This window comes from Segatella oulorum F0390 (assembly GCF_000224615.1).
GTDB lineage: Bacteria > Bacteroidota > Bacteroidia > Bacteroidales > Bacteroidaceae > Prevotella > Prevotella oulorum.
Genome location: NZ_JH114215.1, coordinates 1,277,674 through 1,302,378, shown reverse-complemented (window position 1 = coordinate 1,302,378; position 24,705 = coordinate 1,277,674). Strand labels below are relative to the sequence as shown.

The window sequence follows — 24,705 nt, the reverse complement described above, 5'->3', positions numbered from 1 at the left end:
AGGTATCCAGGTGTGGTGCGGGCAAATTACGACCGGGAGACGGGACTGATTGAAAACCTTGTGACCGATTTGAAGAGTGCCGAATGCACAGCGGCGGTAACAAAGCTGAAGCTCGCGGCCGCCATCACACGGTTGGAGACGGCCAACACCGCTTTCGGTGACTGCTATCACAACCGTTACAAAAGCGGTAGGGCAGTGGACGATTTGAAGGAGTTGCGCGTCGCCACCGACGATGCCATCGACAAGGTGTTGCTGCGTGTGGTGGCATTGAACGAGTTGGATTCGAGCGAAGCCATCACGGCGCTTATTCAACATTATAACAACTATGTGCACGACCGTCACACGGTGATTAAACAGCATAAAAACAGCACTGCGCATGAGAATGCGGTGAGGGTTGAGCAGCAGCGCCAAATGCTCCTCCCGATGTTCGATGCGCTGGCCAAGACGTTGGGCATGGCTGCCGAAGCGGTGCATTATTCGGGCGAGAGCCGCGGTTCGGGTGCGAAGAAATGTTATCGACTGACGATTGATGGCCGTGGGAATGATGTTTGGGTGAAGGTGGTTCGCAAGAAGAAATTGGTGCAGGTGCCGGAGTCGGAAGTGCCGAAGGCGAAGAACGGCGGGAAGAAGAACGGCGGTTCTGATAACGGCAATTCCGGTAACGGCGGCGGTTCAGGTAACGGCAATTCCGGTAACGGCGGAAATGGTGGCGGTTCCGGTAACGGTGGGTCTGGTAACGGCAGCCAAGGCAGCGGTTCAGGTAGTGGTGGTTCAGGTAGTGGTGGTTCAGGTAGCGGCGGTTCGGGTAGTGGCAGCGGCTCGGGTAATCCCGGTGGAAATAAACCCGGCGGCAGTGGTCAGGGTGATGCTACGGTGACACCAAAGAAATAGCTTGCTTTAAAACAGAAGGGCATCATCTCGATGCCGGTTTGCATACACACAATTTGTTTTAAAGAATGGGGGCGGGAGTGCGCGATGCATTTCCGCCCCCTGATGTGTGTGGGTGGTTGCAATCGTTATGTTGTGATGAAAAAAAGTACAACCCCCAAGGGGGTAGCCTCCTCGCTTGTATTGTTACCCAGGGTAGGCTGCGTTACACTTGCCAACCCTGCGCTATCGAAAGTACAACCCCGATGGGGTAATGGCACACCGCGTGGTTTGGAGCTATCGAATGTGCAATACGGTGGGGTATGAACACACCGTGTGATTGGCGTGGGCTATCGAATGTACAATGTGATGAGGTAATGGCACACCGCGTGGTTTGGTGGAGATGGGTAGGGGCGGTGCCTGTGTGCCCGCCCGTGTCGCCCTGCAAGGGCGCATCCATCGTTCAATCCCCCGCACACAATGCGTGTATTGGTTGGTATGGAAATGCCGCTGTGCGAACGTTCGGGCGGGCACACAGGCGCCGCCCTTACGCATTTTGCTTGAGAGAATTGTGCGCGGATGTTCGCCCCTACGGTTTCGTTTGGGCGGATTGCATGTGGGTGGTTGATGTCGTTTGGGCAGATTACGTATGGGACGGTTGGTTTCGTTTGGGCAGATTGCGCGTAAATGATTATTTTGTTTATGTGGGTTTGCGTGGAAAAATATGATGAAGATTGGTAGGGGTGGTGCCTGTGTGCCCGCCCGTGTCGCCCTACAAGGGCGCATCCATCGTTCAATACCCGCACACAATGCGTGTATTTTTGGCATGGAAACGCCGCTACGCAAGCGTTCGGGCGGGCACACAGGCGCCGCCCCTACGCATTTTGCTTGAGAGAGTTGCACGTGGATGTTCGCCCCCTACGCAAGATAGCCCCATCAAGGGTGCATTTGTTGTTCATCCGGTGCAGGGATGGCACTTTCATTCGGCGTGGAAAAGGCGGTTTTCATTTTTATTTGTATCTTTGCAAACAATAAAAATGTAAATCAAGAACAGTCATGGAACGTATAAAGACTTATTGGCCCGACCTGTTGGTTGTGGTGCTCTTTGCCGTCATCTCGTTTGCCTATTTCTTTCCGGCCGACTTAGATGGCCGCATTCTCTATCGGCACGATGCTTCGGCAGGGCGCGGTGCCGGTCAGGAGGTGTCGGAATATCACGAGCGGACGGGCAAGGTGTCGCGTTGGACGAATGCCACGTTTAGCGGTATGCCCACTTATCAAACGGCGCCTTCGTATCAGAGCACGGGCGTGTTGAACCAGGTGATGAAGGCCTATCATCTGTGGTTGCCCGAGAATGTGTGGTATGTTTTTGCCTATTTGTTGGGCTTCTACATTTTGCTGCGCGCTTTTGATTTCCGCTGGCATTTGGCTGCATTGGGTGCCATCGTGTGGGCCTTCTCGTCGTATTTCTTCATCATCATTGCCGCAGGCCACATTTGGAAAGTTATGGCGTTGGCCTATCTGCCGCCGCTGATAGCGGGGTTGGTGTGGGCCTATCGAGGAAAGTTGTTGCGCGGGTTCTGCGTGACGGCGCTCTTCTCGGCCTTTGAGATTGATGCCAACCATGTGCAGATGACCTATTATTATTTGTTTGTGATTGCGGCCATGGTGATTGCCTATGGCGTGGATGCTGTGCGACGCGGGCAGTGGAAAGGCTTTTTGCGGGCTACGGGTGTGTGTGCTGCGGGCGCTTTGATAGGCGTTTTGCTCAACCTTTCGAATCTTTATCACACCTGGCAATATGCGCAGGAAAGCATGCGTGGCAAGAGTGAGTTGGTGAAAAAGAATGTGACCAACCAGACCAGTAGCGGTTTGGATCGCGATTATATCACGCAATGGAGTTATGGCATCGATGAAACGTGGACGTTGCTCGTACCCAATGCCAAGGGTGGCGCGTCGGTTCCGCTGGCTGCCAATGCCAAGGCGATGGAGAAAGCCGACCCCAACTTTATGCAGATTTATCAGCAGATGGGACAGTACTGGGGCGACCAGCCCGGCACGAGCGGACCGGTTTATGTGGGTGCTTTTGTGCTGATGCTGTTTGTCTTAGGGCTCTTCATTGTGAAAGGACCGATGAAATGGGCGTTGCTGGGTGCCACGGTGCTGAGCATTCTGCTGTCGTGGGGCCACAACTTTATGCCGTTTACCGACTTCTTCTTGGACTATGTGCCCATGTATAGCAAGTTCCGCACGGTGGCTTCTATCCTTGTTATTGCCGAATTTACCATTCCCTTGCTGGCGATGCTGGCGCTGAAACGTTTGGTGGATGAGCCCGATTTGATGGGCAAGCAGATGCGGTGGGTGTATGTGAGCTTTGGCCTCACGGGTGGCATTGCGCTGCTGTTTGCACTCATGCCAACGGTGTTTTTCAGCGATTTCATTTCGGCTGCGGAATTAGAAGCGCTGAAAGGTATTCCTGCCGACTATCTTGTTCCGTTGGAAAGCAATCTGCGCAGCATTCGCGAAGGCATTTTTGTGGCCGACTGCTGGCGCTCGTTCTGGATTATAGCCATCGGCATGGCGTTGCTGTTGCTCTATCGTTATCGCAAATTGAAGGCCGAATACATGGTGGGGGCCATGGTGTTGCTGTGCCTCATTGACATGTGGCAGGTGAACAAACGCTATCTCAACGATGGCATGTTTGTTGAGAAATCGGTGCGCGAACAGGCACAGCCCATGTCCGAAACCGACCGATTGATTTTGCGCGATAAGGACTTAGATTATCGGGTGTTGAATTTAGCTTCGAACACATTCAACGAAAACGAAACGAGCTATTATCACAAAAGCATTGGCGGTTATCATGCTGCCAAGCTGCGTCGCTATCAGGATTTGATTGACAACTATATTGCGCCTGAAATGCAACAGCTCATGTCTGCGTTGGCAAAGGCTGGCGGCGACATGACCAAAGTTAAAGGCGATAGCATCTTCCCAGTGCTCAACATGCTCAATGCGAAATATTTTATCGTGCCGCTTCAAGATAACAAGACCGTGCCCATTCAAAACCCTTATGTGTTGGGCAATGCGTGGTTTGTCGATAAGCTGAACTATGTGAACAACGCCAACCAAGAGCTTGAGGCGTTAGGTAAGCTCAATTTGCGCCACGAAGCTGTGGCCGATGCGCGGTTTAAAGCTGTGTTGGGCGAGGCTACACCGCAAGATAGTACGTCGGTAGTGAAATTAACAGCCTACGCTCCCAACCAACTTACGTATGAGGTGAAGAGTGCAACGGGCGGCGTGATGGTGTTTTCGGAGATTTATTATCCCGAATGGACCGCCACAGTTGATGGCAAACCCGTTGAGATAGGGCGTGCCGACTATGTGTTGCGTGCCTTGAAAGTGGATAAAGGGCAACACCAAGTGGTGCTCACCTTCGATCCCAAGAGCGTGAAACAAACCGAAACTGTGGCCTATGCAGCCTATGTTGTGTTGTTGCTCGTAGTGCTCTTCGGGCTCTATGCAGAGTGGAAACGCAAGCAAAAAGCGTAACCTTACGGTTCCTAAATCAGCATCGGCGCACAACAGTAAAGTTTGTTGTGCGCCGATGTTCTTTTGTTGTGTGGCAAACGCTTTTTGTTTTGCGGTTTGAGGTACTGCAATGGTACAGCCATTTCTGTTGCTGCTATCGCCATGCAAAAGCGCGTTGTTCACTCTTTTAACCTTTCCATTTCTTGAGAAAAGCCTGCTTTTGTTGTTCTGCCTTTGCTCGGAATGCTTTGTATGCGTCGCTTTCGGCATCAAAGGGACGATGGTTGAGTGCGGCTTTGATGGGCTGCAATTCACGCAAGTAGTCATGGGTCTCTGCGCTGAAATAAGCCTTGCTAAAGGCTTCCCAAATATAGTTCACGGCTTGTGGGGTGGGATGGAGCATGTCTTCGGCATAAAACCGATAGTCGCGCAAGGCATCATTCATGATTTCATAGGCCGGAAAATAGTCGGCCGTCCCGGCTTTCACCAATTCATGCGTTGCCAAAAGCAGGGTGGCTTTGCTCAATTGGCTTCCATGAAAACCATACTTTTGATAGCGAATGGGGCTTACCGTGAGCACGATTTTCGCGTTGGCGTTGCAATTTCTCACCTGTTGAATAGCCTCTTCCAACGCCTTGGCGCAGTCAGCTACGCTCAATTCCTCTTCCTGAAACCAACTTTGTGGCTGTTTTTGGCAATTATCTACAATCTCTCCCGTACGCTTCAGGCGATAAACATGGTTGGTACCCAACGTGAGTATCAACACATCAGGTAACACTGTTGTATCGGTTAGCCATCGTGTGAGACTGTGCAAAATGCTTATGGGATTATACATCACCCCATAAGGGTTGCAAGTTATAGAGAACAGTGCCTCCTCAAACTTCCGCCCTATATTGTCCGCAAAACACGAACCTACGCATAGGATGTTATCGGTTGGTGCAATCTTCCAGGTGGATGAGTTGATTTCTACGGGAGTATTCCATTCCATAAGCTACATTTTGAGTTAAAAAATAAAGGGGCAAATCGTTTTGTCGACTTTGCCCCTCCATGTTTTTTGTAAAATCTGAATGCTGCGATTAGCGCGATATTACTTTGCAACAGTAAACTTAGTTGCCTTGCCAATAGCTTCTTTCGCAGTCTTCATTTCGCTGCGCAAGTAATCAATAGCTTGGCGTGCAGCGTCAATCTTTGCCTTGTAAGCGTCTTGCTCTTGAGCCAATTTGTTTTTGTTAGCTTCGGCCTCTTGCGCCAATTTAGCCTTACTTGCTTCCTGAGACTGGCTCATTTGTGCCTTATACTTCTCAGTTACTTGCGCCATTTGTGCCTTGCAGTTCTCAATTTCTTGTTGGAGGCTTGCAATCTTAGCCTTGTAGGTATCCAACTCTTTTGTCATTTGTGCTTGATTTGCCTCTTGTTCTTGTGCAATCTTCGCTTTACTTGCATCCTGAGATTGTGCAATTTTTGCTTTGCTTGCTTCAAGAGACTGGCTCATTTGCGCCTTGTAGGTCTCAATCATTTGATTAAGCTGGGCAATTTTAGCCTCACCTGCATCTAAATCATAAGTTACACCATTTGCAGTGTGTTTGATTACAATACCCTTTACATCAGTCGAATCTGCTGCCGTTGCAGCGAAGGCCATAGCTGCTGAGCAAACTAAGGCTAAAGTCATAAAAACTTTTTTCATATTCTATAATTATTTTGTGGAGTTATAATTCCTGCTGCAAAATTAGTCTTTTTTTAAAGATATAACAAGTTTTTGTGCAAATCTTTTCTCTTTCCTCCATAAAAAGGGGGGTATATTCATTGAAATCGCCATTTTCTCAAACCTCTGTTTATATTATAGATGGATTAGGAGGTATGATTACTTCAAATAAAATAGGTTTAGTGTTTAATGACCGGTTTGGATTAAAAAGAAAGTTTGTGAGGGGAGATTTTAAATAATTTCCAACAAAGTCTATAATAACCACCTTTTTTGTATCTTTGCAACAAGTCTATAACAATCGAAGCGTTAAAAGGGAAATGGCGAATATAAAGGAACTGCTGAAGCGTAAGGGGCTACCTATCCTTCTTTTCTATCTTTGTGCTGTTGCATGCAGAAGCATAGCTGTTTATGTGTTACCTGCAATAGCTCCTGATGGTTTACATTCTTTATGGCAGCAGCTCTGTGAAGGATTAGGCCCCACGTTAGGGGCTTTAGTCGTTATGTGTTTCTTTAAAAAGGAATTATTTTGTAGTATCATGGGAGCTTCACCGAAGCGTAGTGTTTTCTGTATTCTTTTTCCTATTTTGTTATTACTCCTGTTTGATAGAACGAACGGCCTTAAAGGTGCCTTTATATTTTTATGTTGTGTGTCCTATGCCTTTCTTGAAGAATTTGGTTGGCGTGGTTATCTAATGGGGGAGCTTGCTAACTGGAAGCGCCCCTGGCGTATTCTATTTATGACAACACTTTGGTTTTTCTGGCATGTAAATGTGCCTTTAGGCATCAATGGCTGCATCTTCTTTGCGATTCTGTTGTTGTCTTCGTGGGGATTGGATCAATTGGCTAACGATACCCATTCTCTTGTTCTTTGTGCCTGCCTCCATGGTGTTTTTAATCTATTCAAACACAATAATGGCCTTTTAGATTATAGGCTAACAATCGTCCTCCTTGCTATTTCTATCCTATCTTGGTTTGTCGTTTGGTATTATCCCTTTCATAGGCGGAATACGCAATCGTAATCTTTAAGCCTTTTACTTGTGAATAGGGAACATCACCAAAAGTTGGCATTCTTATCATATATTTTATTCGATTTATAGGATTGTTATATTGCGAATATTGTATGTTTTTATGGGTGAGGCTTATAAAATATGTATCTATTCGCTCTTTGTTGTATAATAAGTGTTAAAGAAGTGTGTTTTCTTATAGAATTATTTGGAAGTATAGTCCATATCACATATCTTTGCATCGTGTTTTTCATGGTATTAGATTTAAGGTTAACAAAGATTGGGACTCAGCGGAGCCCCTTTTTTAATGCTCTTACTTTTTAGAGCCTTCTGTGTAACTTCAAATCTGTATCTCCAATCCTTTGTAAAGTGAAGAGATTGCAATGGCTGCGTCAGTTGCCTGAATATCAAGGGAGGAAATAGCCATTTCCTTTTTTATTTCTTGCTTTATTTCCATTCCACTTATTCCAGAAATTCCCTTTCCTCAAGCGTCCTTTTGCGTAGAAAGCACCGCAAATTAGAAGGGTATGTGATTGTTTTTAACTGAAAACAAAAGCGAGTATGCTTCATGAGGCATACCTGTTTCTTTTATCCTAAATAAGATATTTCCGAAAGCAATGTTCTAAAGCACGGAACGCCCCTCAAGAAATTAATCCGTATTATTTCATTATGGCATGTTGCTTCACCAAATACTCGGCTATCTGCACGGCATTTAATGCCGCACCTTTGCGTATTTGGTCGCCCGTAAGCCACAGCGTGTTGCCATAGTCATCGGCCAAATCTTTACGCACACGACCCACGTAGACATCATCTTTCCCTGCACTTTCCAACGGCATGGGGTAGACATAATGCTGCGGATCGTCAACCAAAGTCACACCGGGAGCAGCCTTTAAGGCCTCACGAATGGCTTCTACGCTCAGGGGTTCAGCTGTTTCAAACCACACACTCTCACTATGTGCGCGCAAAGAACTCACGCGAACGCAGGTGGCACTCGTGCGAATGTCACTGTGCATAATCTTGCGTGTCTCGTTAAACATCTTCATTTCCTCCTTCGTATAGTCATTCTCCATCATCTTATCGATTTGTGGAATCACATTATAGGCCAACTGATGGGGGAACTTTTTAATTGTTTTCACTTCACCCTCATTCACCAATTCGCGATATTGTTGCTCCAATTCGGCCATTGCAGCTGCCCCGGCTCCACTGGCACTTTGATAGCTTGCGATGTGCACTTTTTTAATATGACTCAGCGCTTCGATAGGCTTCAACACCACAACCATCATGATAGTGGTGCAATTCGGATTGGCAATGATATGACGGGGGCAATGCAAAGCGTCCTCAGCATTCACTTCGGGAACCACCAATGGCACATCGTCACACATGCGGAACGCACTGGAGTTGTCAATCATCACCGCTCCATATTGGGTAATGGTCTTTGCAAATTCCTCAGAAACACCTGCTCCTGCCGAGGTTAATGCGATGTCAACATCCTTAAAATCGTCATTATGTTGCAATAATTTCACCTCATATTCTTTACCCTTAAACGTATATTTCCTTCCTGCACTGCGTGAAGAGCCAAACAAGACCAATTCATCTAAGGGGAAATTCCGCTCATCAAGAATGCGTAATAACTCTTGGCCGACGGCACCACTGGCACCAACAATCGCAACTTTCATTGTCTATTTTCCTGTTTAATATGATTTTAATTCACGCAAAATTAATATATTCCACGCAATAAAGGCAAGAATAGAGGGAAAAATTCAAGATATGCAAGCAAATTGATTAACTTTGCATCCATAAAGATAAAGTGCAAAGAGAAAATGGCTAATGATATTAAATTAGGTGATTATAATGTGCTCCGTGTGAAAGAATTGGCACGACGCGAAGGTTATGGCGAAGTGTTTGGACTCTATTTAGATGGTGGTCGCGAGGGAGATATCCTCATGCCGCAGAAATATGTGCCCGAACACGTCCGTGTAGGCGACGAGATAACTTGTTTCATCTATTTAGATCAAGAGGAGCGTCCCATTGCCACTACCGAGCAACCCCTTGCAAAGGTTGGCGATTTCGCTTATTTAGAATGTGCCTGGGTTAACGAATATGGCGCCTTTTTGCACTGGGGCTTAACGAAAGATTTGTTCTGTCCGTTTCGCGAACAGAAGCGAAAGATGGAGATAGGCAATCGCTACATTGTCCATGTCCACATTGATGAAGAGAGCTATCGCATTGTGGCCAGTGCAAAGGTTGAACGCTATCTCAAGGAAGATATGGCCGCAAAACATTTCAAACGCAATGAAGAAGTTGACATTTTAATCTGGCAGAAAACCGAATTAGGTTTTAAAGTCATTGTCAACAACCAATATCCCGGGCTCATTTACCAAGATCAAATCTTTAAATCTATCCACACTGGCGACCGCATGAAAGCCTATGTGGCACAGCTTCGCACGGATGGAAAGCTCGATATTACCCTGCAACCCACGGGCATTGCCGCTGCTGAAGACTTCTCGTCGGTGCTCCTCCGCTATTTAAAAGAGAACAATGGCTATTGTGTTTTGGGCGATAAGAGCGACCCCGAAGCCATTAAACATCAGTTTCAAGTAAGCAAAAAAGTCTTTAAAAAGGCCATTGGCGACCTCTATAAAAAACACCTTATCACGATAGAGGACGATGGCTTGCACTTAGTTTCGCCAACAAATGTATAATTTCTCGCATCTTAGAACAGCTAAAATGATACAACTGCAAGTGAAGAAACGCAACATATCCCAACATATTTTAAGCTATAGTCTCGTCGTGATAGGGGCGATCCTGTTGTTCGCCAGCTGCAAGACCCCTCGCAACCTCACCTACATGCAAGGTGCTTTTGATGCACAGCAGTCTGCCACCACGCACAACATCCGCCTGATGGCTGATGATAAAGTTTCGATTTTTGTAAAAAGTCGCGATGAGGTGCTCACCCAACATTTCAATATTTCACTGCCCAATATGCAGCAGGTGCTCACCTATACGCTCGACAACCAAGGCAACATCGATTTCCCGATGTTAGGAAAGGTGGCGCTTTTGGGGCTCACCCGTACAGAAGCTGCACAGCGCATTAAGAGCCGTTTGGTGCAGGAATTTGGTGCAAAGGATGTGGTTGTCACCGTCGACTTTAGCAAACTCACCTTTTCTGTGTTGGGCGAAGTGAATAAAGCAGGTAATTTTGACATCACCAAAGACCGCATCACTATTTTCGATGCCTTAGGAATGGCGGGCGATATGACCATCTATGGACAGCGCGATAGCGTGAAAGTGTTTCGCGAAGTCGATGGAAAGCCTGTTGCCTACACGCTGAATTTGGCTTCAGCTCCTCAAGTTTTGCAGTCGCCAGCCTATTATTTGCAACAGAACGACGTGGTTTATGTGCCCGCCAATCGCACCCGTCAACGGCAAGCCACCATCAATGGCAACACACTTCAGTCCACTTCCTTTTGGGTTTCGGTTGCCTCATTGTTTGCCACTGTTGCGGTTTTAATCTTTAAATAACGCCGTTGCTCATGTCTACCACCACACAAGGTTTCACACTCCGCCAATATCTTGCCTTCTGTCAGCAAGCAAAGAAATGGTTTTTCATTTCCGTTGCGCTTTGCATGGCCGCTGCTTTAGGCTATCTTATGCTCAAAAAGCCCGTTTATGAGCGCAGCACACAACTCATGGTGCGCGAAGATGCGACGCCCAGTTCAAAGCTCACTGCCGGACTAAGCATGATACAAGGCTTGGGAGGCATGTTGGGAGGGAGTGCCAATGTCAACAATGAGTTACTTGCACTCACTACACCTTATAATATAGTAGAAGCCATCAAACGATTGCATTTGGATGATACCTACACCGAAGGCAACCTCTTTCATCGCACCACCTTATATGGTTCTTCGCTGCCTATTCGGATAGATGTCAGAGGACTAATGCCCGAAGACAAGCTACAGATGGAGATAAAAATAGCGCAAGGCAACATCGAACTCTCTCATATCAAGCGAAATAAAACGTCATTCGATGGCACCTTTCATGGGCAAGTAAAAGGCATTGTTCATACACCCATTGGCCTTGTGGCTATTCTCCCGACACGGGTTTACACGGGAAAAGAAAGTCAAACGATAACTTTTCGCCACACACCGCCCGTTGAAGTGGCCGACGACATGAATAAAAAACTTGATGCAGGTATCGCCGAGGAATTAGGGTCGGTGATTGATTTGCGCTATGAGGATATCCTTCCACAACGTGCAGAGGACTTTCTTCGCATGCTTGTAGCCGTTTATAACGAGCGATGGATGGGCGATGAAAATCAATTAAATGCTTCAACCACACGTTTTATCGACAACCGTATTGCAGAGATTACAACCGAGTTGGGCAAATCAGAAACGACCATCACGGCCTATAAAACCAAGCACAACCTGCCCGATGTGGTCGAAACGACCAAGTTGGCCATGGAGACCTCGACAAAGATGAGCAGCGAGTTGGCCACCCTCCGTGGGCTTAGGGCTGCGGCAAGTGAGATGGAACGGTTCTTAAATCAGCATGCAAATGCGAACCAAACGTTGCCCGTTAATCTGCTGAACAACGATAAAACCCTTGCCATGCAGGTGGAAAACTACAACCAGTTGCAGTTAGAACGCAATCGGGTAGCGGCCAATAGCAATGCCTCAAACAGCATTGTGCAGGGGATGGATAAACAATTAGCGGCACTTCGGTCGTCAATCCATGCGAGTTTGCGCACCAATATGCAGCAAATTGATCAGCAAATTGCTACCTATTACCAGCTGAAAGGAACCAATGATGCACAGACAAAGTCGAGCCCGCAGCAAGCAAAGTTCTTGCTTTCGGCCGAGCGACAGCAGAAAATCCAGGAACAGCTCTATATTTTTATGTTGCAAAAGCGTGAAGAAAACATCCTCTCTCGTGCCTTTACACCCTATAAAGTGCGGGTGCTTTCACCCCCTATGGGCAGTTTGAAACCCGTGAAGCCCCATAAACTGATGGTGCTGGGGGTGGCACTTCTCATGGGGTGTTGCATCCCTTTGTTTGTGATTTTCCTGCGCATGAATGTGCAAATGCTGTTGCACGACGAAGCTCAATCCTAACCATTCATCATGCTTGTTGTCGTTCTCTATGCGCTATTGTTCCCTCTTGTGAGCCTCACCTCCAAGGTGTTTGTGCACGTCCGCACGCAGAAAGTTTTCCAAATGCTGTTGTGTTTCGTGCTGCTCTTTGTTTTTTTTGGCTTTCGCGACATCACAGTGCTGAACGACACGCCGCATTATTATGGCTTCTACTACCTCAAATCGCTTTACACAAGCTATCGGAATGAGTCGATATTCGCATTTCATCTGAGCGACAAGTTTGAGTATGGCTTTCAAGTGTTGGTGCATTTCCTCATCAAATATGTTTCAAGGTCTCCCTATACGATTATTATCTTCTCGGCTTTTGTCATCACCATCAGCAACCTATGGTTTATTCAACGTAAGACACAAGATGTGGCGATGACCTGCTTTTTCATGCTGATAGGCTATGTTTTTTTCATGCAATATTGTGTCATTCGGCAGGCTTTTGCCATCGCTATTTTCTATGTGGCCTATTGTTGCTATCTTGAAAAGGGGCGGAATAAAGGCTATTGCCTGCTCATATTGCTCGCTACGTTGTTTCATACCTCGGCACTTGTGCTATTGTTGCTTCCACTGCTCAAACGCATTCGCCCCACAAAGCGCCACACCCTGTTGCTGTTGGTCGGTGCTTTGCTGCTTACCCTGTGCCTTTTCCAACTGCTTTCGCTTTTCGGGTTGCAAGATAGTGTTTATTATAAGGTGGCGCTACAAAAAGAAACCCTCTCCATCTTTGGAATGATGGAATTAGCCATTATGGGAACAACTGTGGGCACTTGCTACGGACTTCATCGGCGCATACATTGCAAGGCGGTTGATCGAAATGTGTATGCCGTGTTCGTTTTAGCACTCAGTGTGGCCATCATGCTGCCGGTATTCAGTTTCTTTTCGCGCATCAACGACTATCTTTGGCCACTGATCATTGTGATTTTTTTGCGCTATGTGCACTCCCATCCCACCGATTCAGTGGCTGTTTCTCATTCTCAATACCACTTGGCACAGCGCGTGGCGGTGCTTTTTATCGGCTGTGTCTTTGTAGCTCGCATCGCCGTTGTCAGCACTTTTCGTCCTGAATGGCTGCACTTGGTGCCCTATCGGTTTTATGATTTCAGCAATCATTACCATTATTATCATCTTTATCCGCAGAAATAACCATGAGAAAGAAGCGTTTAACAGCATTCCAATCTGACCTTGCGCGGCGCATGTTCCATGGTGCATTTTGGTCGTTTTCGGGTACGGCAATGGGGAAATTGTGCCTGCTGGTAGCAGGTATTCTCTGTGCGCATCTTTTGAAACAAGAGGTGTTTGGACAGTTGGGCATGATTCGTTCCACCCTCAATATCTTTATCGTTTTCGGTGCATCGGGCATTGGTGTGACCGCCACGAAGTTGATTTCGACCTATCGAGCCAACGACATTCCGCGCCTGCTACGTATGACCCGACTGACATTTCGATTGGCTTGGGTGATGGCTTTGGTGCTCATGGTGTTTTGTTTCGTCTTGGCCCGACCGATTGCACGGCACATTCTCCATGCCGAACACCTCACGTTTGAACTGCAAATTGCCAGTTTGTTGTTGCTGTTTTCCATCTTGTACGGCGTGCAAAATGGTGTTCTTACGGGGTTAGAACAGTTTAAAATCATGGCACGTAACATGTTCATTGGGAGTTTGTTAGAGGCTGTTTTGATGGTTGCAGGTGCCTATTTCTGGGGACTGACAGGGGCTATTGTCGGTTTAGGCATAGGCCTTGGAGCACTTTTTTGGGTCAATCGGCTGTCGATTAAAAAGCACTATGCGCAATATGTTGTTGGCGAAATGCAGTCCACGCACACGCTAAATGATTGGTCAATGCTGCTGAACGATTGCATACCTGCCACCCTATCGGCGTTGATGGTGACACCTACTTTTTGGGGAATACGCACCATCTTGCTGCAACATGACGGTTACAACAGTTTGGCTTTGTTTGAGGCGGCCGATCAATGGAAAGTGATGATGCTGTTCATTCCCACGGCTATCAGTCAGATGGTATTACCCATTTTGACGAGCATTCGGCAACAGCGGCAGCAATTTCGTCATGTCCTGTTGGCCAATATAGGGCTCATTGTCGGCATCTCATCCATGATAACGCTGGTGGTTTTGCTCTTGGGCGGCCCTATTATGCAACTCTATGGCAAGGGCTTTTCAGACAAAATGCCATTGGTTTATTTGGCACTATCCAACATTTTCTCAGCCTATTCGAACATTATAGAGATGTCGATTTACAGCAAAAATAAAATGTGGCAGGCCTTTGTAATTAATCTTTTCTGGGCCATCGTCCTGTTGGTTTCAGCCTATGGGTTGGTTGAACGCGGGCTGAATGCCACCGGAATAGCATTGGCTGTGCTGATAGCCTATGGTTTAAAGTCGATATTGGCGACCCTTTATCTCACGTTGTTTTTAAAAAGATGAAAGATTTTTCGGTTGTCCTTCCCACCTATAATCATGTTGTTTTGGCGCGGCAAGCCATTGTTTCTGTGCTGAGACAGCGCCATGTGAGCATAGAATTGATAGTTACAGACGACTCGGATGATGATGCCATTGCGCAGTTATGCGGCGATTTCCAAGCGGCAAACATTCGTTATTTTAAGCATCAGCGCACGGGCAGTGCGGTGGAAAATTGGAATGCGGGGCTGCAAAAAGCGCAGGGAAAATATGTGGTGTTGCTTCATCACGATGAGGCTTTTGTGAGTGATGACCATTTATATCGGGTGAAAAAAGCATTTGAGCAACAGGCGCAGGTGGTGGTGACGAATATTCAAGTGGAGGCCAGAGGTCGACGAAAGAACCGTCTTCTTCCGAACTTTATCAAGCGTTGTAGCCTGCATCATCCCGCATTGCTTTTTGCTTGTAACACCATTGGACCATGCGCTTGCGTAGCAGTGGTGAGCGAGTTGCTGCCGATGTTGGATGAAAAGCTCACGTGGTTGGTGGATGTGGAATGGTATTTTCGGGTGCTTAGGCATGCAAAAGTTGCTTATCTGTCCGCATGCTTTGTGCGTTCTCAACATGGACATGCAGAGCAAATCACGTTTAATATAAATATTATGCAGGCTTTGCGACAAGACCAAACCACAATCAAACAGAAGGACTATTATAACCGATGGATAGGCCGGGCGTTAGAGATGCAATGCTGGCTGCAACGTTTTAAAACGCAAAAGCAATGAAAATCGTGAGAATTATCGGCGGTTTGGGTAACCAAATGTTTCAATATGCGTTGGCTTTGGCGTTGAAACAACAGCAGGAAAACGAAGAGGTGAAGCTCGACCTTTCGGCTTTTCGGGGTTACAAGAAGCATGGAGGCTTTCAATTAGTGCAATGCTTTGGCACCACTTTGCCCGCAGCCACATGGCAAGAGGTGGCGCAGTTGGCGTGGTATTATCCGCATTATCAGCTGTGGCGCTTGGGGCATCGCGTGCTGCCTGTGTGCAAAACGATGTTGAAGGAACCGGATAATGGAGCTTTTTTGCCAGAGGTTTTGCAAAGAAAGGGTGATGCTTATTATGAGGGCTGTTGGCAGGATGAGCGCTATTTCAGCCACTACCGCCCGGCCATCTTACAAGCGTTCACATTCCCTACATTTACAAATCCACGGAACTTAGCCATGCAGCAGCAGATAAACACGACGGAGAGTGTGGCGATACATGTGCGGCGAGGCGATTATTTGCACGATGCGCTGTTTCGAAACACGTGTGGGTTGGCCTATTTTCAGCGTGCGATAACCTGCATTTTGCAGCATGTTGCGCATCCCGTGTTCTATGTTTTTTCGGACGACATGGCTTGGTGTCGGCAACATATTCAGCCGTTGTTGCAAACCAACGAAGCGGTTTTTGTAGACTGGAACCACGGGAAAGCCAGCATTTGCGACCTGCATCTGATGACACTTTGCCGGCATCACATTATCGCTAATTCGTCTTTTTCATGGTGGGGTGCCTGGCTTTCGCCACATCAAGCGGGCTGGATTATTGCTCCGAAACAGTGGTATGCACACGAAGAAAAGATGTCGCCTGCTGCCGAGAGGTGGCTTAAATTGTGAGTTCCATCATCTACTTTTTCAATAAAAACATCTACCTTTGCAACTACATTCGGTGTCGTTATGTCCTTTTCTGTTTTAATAGCCGTTTACAACCAAGAGCAACCCCATTTTTTGCAGCAGGCTTTAGAGAGTTTGTTGCAACAGACACTGTTGCCCAATGAGGTGATTGTGGTGGAAGATGGACCGCTGACCTCCGCTTTAAATGAGGTGTTGGCGCACTTTCAGCGGCAATATAAAGCGTGCAAACGCATTGCGAAACCGCGGCAAGAAGGGTTGGGATTGGCATTGAATGAGGGACTGAAACATTGTCAACATGACGTGGTGGCGCGCATGGATAGCGACGATATTTGCATGCCACAGCGTTTTGAAAAACAGCTGTCTTATTTGCAAATCCATCCCGAAGTGGATGTGGTGGGGAGCTGGGTGGCTGAGTTTTCAACTACACCCGCACAGGTGATTTCGGTTCGTTGTGTGCCCGAAACCCACCAAGCGATTTGGCAATTTGCGCACTTTCGCAACCCCATGAACCATCCCACTGTGATGTTTCGCAAAGCAAAGGTGCTGCAAGCGGGTGGTTATCGCTACATGCCTGCCTTTGAAGATTACGACCTTTGGGCGCGCATGTTGCAGCAAGGGGCATGTTTTCACAATCTGCAAGAGTGTCTGTTGTGGTTCCGCCTCAACGCTAATGCGTTCCGTCGGCGGGGAGGATGGCGCTATATTGCAGCAGAAATAGGTTTCCAAAAGGCATTAGTTCGCCGGCAGTTTCTCATGCCAACACAGGCTTTGGGCAATATCGTCACGCGGTTATGCGTGAGGCTTCTGCCCACCTTTTGGCGGAGAAAATTCTATATGACCCAGCTTCGCGCAACCGCTTCGGTCGCAAAATGTTCGCCAAAAGTCATCAAGGAAGGAGGAAGCGCATGACAAAGTTGGGCGTCTCAAGCCGTATTTACCAGTACTTGAAACGGCTTTTTGACATTTCTCTCGCGCTGTTGTTGTTTGTTGTCTGCACGCCGCTGTTGCTCTATTGCTATTGGTTGGTGTGGCGTGGGCATGACGGCAGCGTGTTTTTCAGGCAAGAACGCATCGGACGTGATGGGCAACCCTTTGTGATGTACAAGTTTCGCAGCATGACTATGAATGCCGAACGGCAAGGCCCTGCGCTCTATCGGCAGCACAAAGACAAGCGACTCACGCTGGCCGGAACCTTTCTACGTGCTCATCATCTTGACGAGTTGCCGCAACTTTGGAACATTTTGCGTGGCGATATGAGTTTCGTGGGACCACGTCCTGAACGCCAGTTCTATATTGATAAAATCATGATTCGCGACCCACGTTATGCACGGTTATATGCCATTCGGCCGGGAGTTACAAGCTATGCCACGCTACACAATGGCTATACCGACACCATGGAAAAGATGCTTACCCGTTTGAAATGGGATTTATATTATTTGGAGCATCGCAGCTGGGTGCTCGACCTGCATATCCTCTTCACCACTTTCCGCTACATGGTGACGGGAAAGAAGTTTTAATCCCCATTGGGCATTAGCATCCTTTTTCACCATGTCGTTGGCATGAGGTAACATCGCAGAAGCATATAAAAACGAGTGTAGGCGACTAATTTCAAGGAAAAGATTTTTAAAGCCACGCATTTTTTTATAAATTTGCAACAAATTCAAAACAAACCCTTGCGTCGACATGACAAATAAAACGATTGATATAGCGGTGAAACGACTCCTTTGGTGCTTCTTGCTTTGCTTTTGCACCTTCACTTCGTATGCGCAAATGAACGACAGCCAAGTCATGGCTTTCTATCAAAAGGAGGTGAAAGCCGGCACTTCGCGTGCACAAATTGTGACGAAACTCATGCAGCGTGGTGTGGATATTAGCCAGATACGGCGCATTCGTGACCAATATCAGCAGCAGAATGCGGCGCAAAATGGTGCAAATTACAGTCCAAACAAGGGTACCTCGCTACGCAACAGCAATGAAACAAGTGCGCCGCAGCAAAACAAGGGCTCGGCTGATTTTTCGTATTCAAACGCCAATGCCAACCGTTTAGCCGAGCGTAACGACTCGTTGGCGCAAGCGGGATTGCTGGCAGAAGCATTGACACCCGATGGAAGAAAGGTGTTTGGCCGCGACATTTTTAATAATAAGTTGTTGAGCTTCGAGCCCAACATGAATATTGCCACACCCACCAACTACACCATCGGTCCGGGTGATGAGGTGGTGATAAACATCTTTGGCGCTTCGCAAAAGACCGAGACGCTGGTAGTTTCTCCTGAAGGAACCGTGACCGTCCCAGGCTATGGTCCCATTGCTGTGAGCGGCATGACGGTAGCTGCGGCCAACGATAAGATACGCCGCACGCTGGGAACGCGTTTCAGCAGCAGTCAAATTCAAACCACTGTGGGGCAGACGCGCACCATCATTGTGAACGTGATGGGCGAAGTAAAGGTGCCCGGCACCTATACGATTAGTGCTTTTGCCAGTGTTTTCCATGCGCTTTACATGGCTGGCGGCATCAACCAGTTGGGCACATTGCGCAATATCAAGGTTTATCGTGGTGGGCGTTTGGTGACGGTGGTCGATGTGTATGATTATATTCTCAATGGTCGTTTGGTGGGTAACATCCGGCTGCACGACAATGATGTCATCGTTGTAGGGCCTTATGACTGCTTGGTTGATGTGCAAGGTGCGGTGAAACGTCCGATGACCTATGAGATGCGGCGCAACGAAAGCGTGAGCACGCTGCTGCGCTATGCCGGCGGCTTTGCCGGCGATGCGTATAAAAAATCGGTCCGGCTGTTGCGTGCTTCGGGTAAAGGCAGATCGGTGTTCAACGTGAATGAGTTCGAAATGAGCAATTTTCGCGTGACCGATGGCGACCAGGTGTCGGTTGACTCTATCCTTAATCGCTATGAGAATCGCGTTGAGGTGAAAGGCGCTGTGTTCCGTCCAGGTATTTACCAACTGGGAAAAGACATCAATAGTGTGCGCACACTCATTCAACATGCCGACGGAACTACCGAGGATGCCTATACTGAGCATGCTGTGTTGCATCGCATGAAGGCCGACCGCACCTTGGAAGTTGTGGCCGTTGACGTGAAAGGAATCATGGAAGGAACGGTGGCCGATATTCCGTTGCAAAACGAAGATGTGCTCTTTATTCCTACACAGAGCGACCGCATGCAGGCACGCACACTCACTATTCGCGGCGAAGTGCTCTTTCCGGGTACTTACCAGTATGCCGACAACGAAACCATTGAGGACTTTATTATGCAGGCAGGTGGGCTCACCGATGCGGCTTCTACGGCGCGTGTAGATGTCTCGCGGCGTATCATCAACGCTGGTGCGACCGTCTCGGGCAAGCAGATTGCACAGACATTTACTTTCACCCTTAAAGACGGCTTTGTTATCAGTGGTAAGCAAGGGTTCACACTTGAGCCTTTTGATGAGGTTTATGTGCGGCGCAGCCCAGGCTATCAGACGCAGCGCAATGTGCAGGTGCGTGGCGAAGTGAACTTTGAAGGCAGTTACACCTTGCCACAGAAGAACACGCGGCTGAGCGATTTGGTGAAGATGGCTGGTGGCATCACTACTGAGGCTTATATTCGTGGTGCGCGTTTGGAGCGCGTGATTAATGAAGAGGAGCGCATTCGCATGCAGAGCGTGATGCGCTTGGTAAACAGTCCAAACGACAGAGACTCAATCAACGTACACATGCTCGACTCGGCCAGAACCTATTATGTAGGCATTCAATTAGATAAAGCCATTGAAAATCCTGGCTCTAACTTCGACCTTGTATTGCGCGAAGGTGATCGCTTGTTTGTACCCGAATACAACGGAACCGTGAAGATAGCCGGAGACGTGATGTATCCCAACACGGTGGCATACGAAGCTGGTAAGGGCTATCGTTATTACATCAATCAAGCGGGTGGATTTGGCAATCGCGCCAAGAAATCAAAAACGTTTATCATCTATCAAAACGGAACAGTGAGCGAGGCTGGAAAACATGAGATTGAACCCGGTTGTGAGATTGTGGTGCCCAGTAAACCAAAACCAACGGGGAACGGGCTGGCTGGTTTCCTAAGCATCAGCACAAGTGTTGCCGCTTTGGCTACTTTAATTGCCTCACTCGCGCACATTATTAAATAGAGCAACGCCATTTTTACACGTTAAAGATGTAATTATGAACGAAGATAACAACAACATGAGACAACAGTTAGATGACGACGATGCCGCCATCGATTTCAAAGCGTTGTTTGCAGCGCTACTGAAGCATAAACTTGCTTATACCGTTTCACTTGCCGTGGCTGCGGTTGTGGGCGTCGTTATTGCTCTCTCCCTTCCGCCTTACTACACGTGTCAGGTGACGTTGGCTCCGGAATTGGCTTCAGGGTCATCGGGCAGCGGCGCACTAAGTTCGTTAGCATCAACCTTCGGCATGCGCATAGGTGGAGGCAGTTCGAAAGATGCTGATGCCATTACGCCCAACCTCTATCCCGACCTCATGAATTCTGTCGACTTCAAAGCCAGCCTCTTTGATATTAAAGTGCATCGCAAGGACAGCACTAAGATGATGACCTATTATGACTATCTGTTGCGCGACCAGGTGAAACCTTGGTGGAGCGGGCTTTTGGCTTCGAAAGATACCATCGGAAAGCAGAAGCTCAACACCTTTATGCTGACACGTCAACAAACGGCCATCATGCAGCAAATTCAAAGGAATGTGGTGTGTGATGTAGACGAGAAAACGGGCGTCATCACCATCAATGTCACCGACCAAGACCCACTGATTGCCGCTACAATGGCCGATTCGGTACAGGCACGTCTACAAGAATTCATTACGAAATATCGCACGAACAAAGCACGCAACGATTTGGAAAGTACGAAGCGGCTGTGTCTTGAGGCGAAACAACGCTATGAAAAGGCACGCCAACTGTATGGCTCGTTCAGTGATAGCAACCAGGATTTAATTCTTGAAAGTGTGCGCAGTAAAGGCGAAGATTTGGAAAATGACATGCAGTTGCAGTTCAACACCTACAACTCTTTGGCAGCCAACTTGCAATCAGCCTATGCTAAACTGCAAGACGTGACGCCTGCTTTCATCACGCTTCAGAGCGCCACTGTCCCCATCCAAAAGGCGGGACCACATGGTAGTCGCATCTTGTTGGTATTGCTTTTTGTGGCTTTCCTTGGCACCACCCTCTACGCATTGTGGCGCGAAAATCAGCTCAAACAACTTCTTGGATTATCTTAATCGTATGTTCTCAATCGAAAATATTTTCCTCATCGGCTTTGTTGTATTCATCATTGCCATTTTGATGCTCGATATGTTGGTCATCGACCGCAAAGCCCATGTCGTAAGTATAAAAGAAGCTGCCACGTGGACCTTCGTGTGGATTGGTTTGGCTTTGGCGTTTTCAGCCTTCCTTTGGTTCTTTGGCGACATGGTGCATGGCATCCAAAACTATGCCGATTTGCAAGCTGTTGCGGCGAAGTATGCACGCCACTTAACGCTCGATCCTAACCATTTTGAAGCCAGCGTGCAAAGCTATCGCCACTACATGACCATTTCCTATCTTTCGGGCTATCTCATCGAGAAAACCCTTTCGGTGGACAACCTTTTTGTCATGATGATGATTTTTGCCTCATTTGGCGTCAAGAACACCGAATATCAGCACGTGCTCAACTGGGGAATTCTGGGGGCTATCGTGCTGCGCTTCATCTTCATCTTCGCAGGTGCTGCCATCATTCAGCGCTTCGAATGGGTGTTGCTCATCTTTGGTCTATTCCTTGTATACAGCGGAATAAAGATGTATCTCGACCGCAACAAACAAGAACAAATGGATGTGCAACACCATCCCATGGTGAAATTTCTATCGAAATATTTCCATGTCTATCCTCATTTCGTGGGCGATCACTTCTTTGTGCGTGCCAAAAAGCAAGGCAACACCTACACTTTGGTGGAACACGGACAACATGGCCTGCTCTGCCTCACGCCACTCCTCATCACCGTCATTGTGATTGAATTCAGCGACATCATCTTTGCTTTCGATAGCATTCCCGCCATCTTCTCGGTGTCGCTCGACCCTTATGTGGTGTTCTTCTCCAACATCTTTGCGCTCCTCGGCCTGCGCGCCATGTTCTTTTTATTGGCTGCGGTGGCCGATAAGTTCCGCTATCTGAAAGTGGGAGTAAGCCTGTTGCTACTTTTCATTGGCGTGAAACTGCTCATCCACAAGTATGTTGAAATCAGTGCCGTGGGTTCGCTTTTCTTCATCATCGCGGTGATTGCGATTAGCATTGTTGCGTCATTGGTGCTGAAGGAAAAACCAAAGGCGTCGGAAAACCATGAATAAAAACATCTTCACGGTGGCTTTGCTCACCTCTGCAGCGAGTTTTCCTTTGCTCACGATGGCGAAGCGGAAGGGCAATGCCGACACAAACCGCAAGCTGCCCAACGTGATTGTCATCTTAGCCGACGATTTGGGCTATGGCGACTTGCAGTGCTATGGTGCCAAAGGGGTTGAGACGCCCCATGTCAATCGGCTCGCACAAGCGGGCATCCAGTTTACCAACGGCCACGCCATTGCCGCCACGAGCACCCCATCGCGCTACTCGTTGCTCACGGGCGAATATGCTTGGCGACGCAACGACACCGATATTGCGGCGGGCAATGCGAGCATGATTATTCGGCCCAACCAGTTCACGCTGGCCGATATGTTTAAGAGTAAGGGCTACGCCACCGCCGCCATCGGCAAATGGCACTTAGGATTGGGCGACAAGGCGGGCGAGCAAGACTGGAATGCGCCACTGCCGCAAGCGCTCCACGATATTGGCTTTGATTATGATTACATCATGGCTGCCACGGCCGACCGCGTGCCTTGCGTGTTTATCGAGAACGGGCGCGTGGCCAATTATGACGCCGAGCATCCCATATCGGTGAGCTACAAGCGCAATTTCGACGGCGAACCCACCGGTGCCACGCACCCCGAACTGCTCTACAACTTGCGCTCGAGCCACGGCCACGACATGTCGATTGTCAACGGCATCGGCCGCATTGGCTACATGAAAGGCGGCGGAAAGGCGCTGTGGAAGGACGAAAACATTGCCGACTCCATCGTCAGCCACGCCGTGAACTTCATCAAAGGCCACCGCAACGAGCCGTTCTTCCTATATTTTGCCACCAACGATGTCCACGTGCCTCGCTTTCCCCACGCACGTTTCCGCGGCAAAAGCCAAATGGGGTTGCGCGGCGATGCCATCGTGCAATTCGACTGGTCGGTGGGCGAAATCATGAAAATCCTCGCCCAGTTGGGTCTTGCCGACAACACGCTCATCATTCTCACGAGCGACAATGGCCCCGTGGTCGACGATGGCTATCAAGACCAAGCCGAGGAATTGTTGCACGGCCATCGCCCCGCCGGACCATTCCGCGGCAACAAATACAGCGCTTTCGAGGGCGGAACCGCCGTGCCGCTCATCGTGAGCTGGCCAGCCCGTGTGCCCCGTGGCGTGAAATCGAAGGCCTTGCTCAGCCAAATCGACCTCTTCGCCTCGCTGCAAACGCTCATCGGTGCCACGCTCCCCAAGGGCAGTGCGCCCGACAGCCGCAACTATCTGCCCGCCTTCTTGGGCACCGACAGCATCGGCCGCAGCTACGTGCTGGGCCAGTCGAGCGCGCATGTGCTCTCGGTTTGCACGCCCCATTGGCGCTACATCGAGCCCCACGACGGGCCGAAAATGATTACGTGGGGGCCGAAGATTGAAACGGGCAATGCGCCCACGCCGCAGCTCTACGACATGACGGCCAGCCCTTATGAGCGCGACAATGTGGCGTTGCAACATCCCGAAGAGGTGTTTAAACTGCAAGGCATTTTGCAACGCGAGCGCCAACGGCAGGCGCAATGACGCCTCGTTTGGCGTAGCTTACGCGTAAGTCGAGACAAAAAATCAAAAAGAAGGGCTGCTTACGCATAAGTCGAGACAAAAAATCAAAAAGATGGTCTGCTTACGCATAAGTCAAGGCAAAAAATCAAAAAGAAGGGTTGCTTACGCGTAAGTCAAGGCAAAAAATCAAAAAGAAGGGTTGCTTATGCGTAAGTCGAGGCAAAAAATCAAAAAGAAGGGTTGCTTACGCGTAAGTCGCGGCGAAAAATCAAAAAGATGGGCTGCTTACGCGTAAGTCGAGGCAAAAAATCAAAAAGCAGGGCTGCTTACGCGTAAGTCGAGGCAAAAAATACAAAAAGAAGGGCTGCTTACGCGTAAGTCGAGGACAAAAAACAAAAAGATGGTCTGCTTACGCGTAAGTCGAGGACAAAAAATACAAAAAGAAGGGCTGCTTACGCGTAAGTCAAGGCAAAAATGAAAAAATGGGGCTGCTGGAAAAATAGCA

General features: G+C 48.3%; 21 protein-coding genes. 17 read left to right on the top strand and 4 right to left on the bottom strand.

Annotated elements, in window-relative coordinates; genetic code table 11:
- Window positions 1–891 (top strand): DUF6261 family protein (locus HMPREF9431_RS13215; RefSeq protein ID WP_004380192.1); only part of this gene is annotated, 891 nt, incomplete at its 5' end.
- Between the two features lie 202 nt (window positions 892–1,093).
- Here the strand turns inward: HMPREF9431_RS13215 and HMPREF9431_RS12890 are convergent.
- On the bottom strand, window positions 1,094–1,327 hold the full coding sequence (locus tag HMPREF9431_RS12890; protein ID WP_155812954.1) for a hypothetical protein: 234 nt from the start codon (window positions 1,325–1,327) through the stop codon (window positions 1,094–1,096).
- Between the two features lie 267 nt (window positions 1,328–1,594).
- On the opposite strand from HMPREF9431_RS12890, the gene HMPREF9431_RS13210 reads away from it, so the two are divergent.
- Together HMPREF9431_RS13210 and HMPREF9431_RS05540 are read left to right on the top strand one after the other, a co-directional pair.
- Window positions 1,595–1,759, top strand: a complete 165-nt coding sequence (locus HMPREF9431_RS13210; protein ID WP_231287717.1) for a hypothetical protein — start codon at window positions 1,595–1,597, stop codon at window positions 1,757–1,759.
- Window positions 1,760–1,923: 164 nt separating this feature from the next.
- The gene (locus HMPREF9431_RS05540; protein ID WP_004380191.1) at window positions 1,924–4,413 is read left to right on the top strand and encodes a YfhO family protein; all 2,490 of its coding nucleotides are present in this window, start codon (window positions 1,924–1,926) and stop codon (window positions 4,411–4,413) included.
- Between the two features lie 166 nt (window positions 4,414–4,579).
- Here the strand turns inward: HMPREF9431_RS05540 and HMPREF9431_RS05535 are convergent, their stop codons facing one another.
- Window positions 4,580–5,380, bottom strand: coding sequence for a GSCFA domain-containing protein (locus HMPREF9431_RS05535; RefSeq protein ID WP_004380190.1), 801 nt, complete (start codon window positions 5,378–5,380; stop codon window positions 4,580–4,582).
- A gap of 99 nt (window positions 5,381–5,479) precedes the next feature.
- The gene (locus HMPREF9431_RS05530; RefSeq protein WP_155812953.1) at window positions 5,480–6,076 is read right to left on the bottom strand and encodes a hypothetical protein; all 597 of its coding nucleotides are present in this window, start codon (window positions 6,074–6,076) and stop codon (window positions 5,480–5,482) included.
- Between the two features lie 335 nt (window positions 6,077–6,411).
- Here HMPREF9431_RS05530 and HMPREF9431_RS05525 point away from each other — a divergent pair, with 335 nt between their 5' ends.
- Window positions 6,412–7,113 carry a CPBP family intramembrane glutamic endopeptidase gene (locus tag HMPREF9431_RS05525; RefSeq protein ID WP_004380188.1) on the top strand — a complete coding sequence of 234 codons (702 nt, stop codon included), beginning with the start codon at window positions 6,412–6,414 and terminating at the stop codon, window positions 7,111–7,113.
- Window positions 7,114–7,757: 644 nt separating this feature from the next.
- On the opposite strand, the gene HMPREF9431_RS05520 is transcribed toward HMPREF9431_RS05525, so the two are convergent.
- The gene (locus HMPREF9431_RS05520) at window positions 7,758–8,774 is read right to left on the bottom strand and encodes an aspartate-semialdehyde dehydrogenase (RefSeq protein WP_004380187.1); all 1,017 of its coding nucleotides are present in this window, start codon (window positions 8,772–8,774) and stop codon (window positions 7,758–7,760) included.
- A 144-nt stretch (window positions 8,775–8,918) separates the two neighbouring features.
- Here HMPREF9431_RS05520 and HMPREF9431_RS05515 point away from each other — a divergent pair, with 144 nt between their 5' ends.
- The 13 genes from HMPREF9431_RS05515 (at window position 8,919) to HMPREF9431_RS05455 (ending at window position 24,221) form a co-directional block, all read left to right on the top strand.
- On the top strand, window positions 8,919–9,800 hold the full coding sequence (locus tag HMPREF9431_RS05515) for a CvfB family protein (RefSeq protein ID WP_004380186.1): 882 nt from the start codon (window positions 8,919–8,921) through the stop codon (window positions 9,798–9,800).
- A gap of 25 nt (window positions 9,801–9,825) precedes the next feature.
- Window positions 9,826–10,620: a polysaccharide biosynthesis/export family protein gene (locus HMPREF9431_RS05510; protein WP_004380185.1), complete on the top strand. Its 795-nt coding sequence runs from the start codon at window positions 9,826–9,828 to the stop codon at window positions 10,618–10,620.
- A gap of 11 nt (window positions 10,621–10,631) precedes the next feature.
- Window positions 10,632–12,209 (top strand): GumC family protein, encoded by a 1,578-nt coding sequence (locus tag HMPREF9431_RS05505; protein WP_004380184.1) that lies wholly within the window; start codon window positions 10,632–10,634, stop codon window positions 12,207–12,209.
- A gap of 9 nt (window positions 12,210–12,218) precedes the next feature.
- Window positions 12,219–13,379: an EpsG family protein gene (locus tag HMPREF9431_RS05500; RefSeq protein ID WP_004380183.1), complete on the top strand. Its 1,161-nt coding sequence runs from the start codon at window positions 12,219–12,221 to the stop codon at window positions 13,377–13,379.
- A gap of 2 nt (window positions 13,380–13,381) precedes the next feature.
- The gene (locus HMPREF9431_RS05495; protein WP_004380182.1) at window positions 13,382–14,674 is read left to right on the top strand and encodes an oligosaccharide flippase family protein; all 1,293 of its coding nucleotides are present in this window, start codon (window positions 13,382–13,384) and stop codon (window positions 14,672–14,674) included.
- Window positions 14,671–15,429, top strand: coding sequence for a glycosyltransferase family 2 protein (locus HMPREF9431_RS05490; protein WP_004380181.1), 759 nt, complete (start codon window positions 14,671–14,673; stop codon window positions 15,427–15,429). Before HMPREF9431_RS05495 ends, HMPREF9431_RS05490 begins: the two co-directional genes overlap by 4 nt.
- Window positions 15,426–16,298 (top strand): alpha-1,2-fucosyltransferase, encoded by an 873-nt coding sequence (locus HMPREF9431_RS05485; protein WP_004380180.1) that lies wholly within the window; start codon window positions 15,426–15,428, stop codon window positions 16,296–16,298. Before HMPREF9431_RS05490 ends, HMPREF9431_RS05485 begins: the two co-directional genes overlap by 4 nt.
- Window positions 16,299–16,358: 60 nt before the next feature.
- On the top strand, window positions 16,359–17,225 hold the full coding sequence (locus tag HMPREF9431_RS05480) for a glycosyltransferase family 2 protein (protein ID WP_004380179.1): 867 nt from the start codon (window positions 16,359–16,361) through the stop codon (window positions 17,223–17,225).
- Window positions 17,222–17,833: a sugar transferase gene (locus HMPREF9431_RS05475; RefSeq protein WP_004380178.1), complete on the top strand. Its 612-nt coding sequence runs from the start codon at window positions 17,222–17,224 to the stop codon at window positions 17,831–17,833. The genes HMPREF9431_RS05480 and HMPREF9431_RS05475 overlap by 4 nt, the downstream gene beginning before the upstream one ends.
- Before the next feature lie 253 nt (window positions 17,834–18,086).
- On the top strand, window positions 18,087–20,462 hold the full coding sequence (locus HMPREF9431_RS05470; RefSeq protein ID WP_196794570.1) for an SLBB domain-containing protein: 2,376 nt from the start codon (window positions 18,087–18,089) through the stop codon (window positions 20,460–20,462).
- Between the two features lie 34 nt (window positions 20,463–20,496).
- A complete protein-coding gene (locus HMPREF9431_RS05465) occupies window positions 20,497–21,567 on the top strand; it encodes a chain-length determining protein (protein ID WP_004380176.1) in 1,071 nt (356 codons plus the stop codon).
- A gap of 4 nt (window positions 21,568–21,571) precedes the next feature.
- Window positions 21,572–22,669, top strand: a complete 1,098-nt coding sequence (locus HMPREF9431_RS05460; protein ID WP_004380175.1) for a TerC/Alx family metal homeostasis membrane protein — start codon at window positions 21,572–21,574, stop codon at window positions 22,667–22,669.
- The gene (locus tag HMPREF9431_RS05455; protein WP_004380174.1) at window positions 22,662–24,221 is read left to right on the top strand and encodes a sulfatase family protein; all 1,560 of its coding nucleotides are present in this window, start codon (window positions 22,662–22,664) and stop codon (window positions 24,219–24,221) included. Before HMPREF9431_RS05460 ends, HMPREF9431_RS05455 begins: the two co-directional genes overlap by 8 nt.
- The last annotated feature ends 484 nt before the right edge of the window (window positions 24,222–24,705 follow it).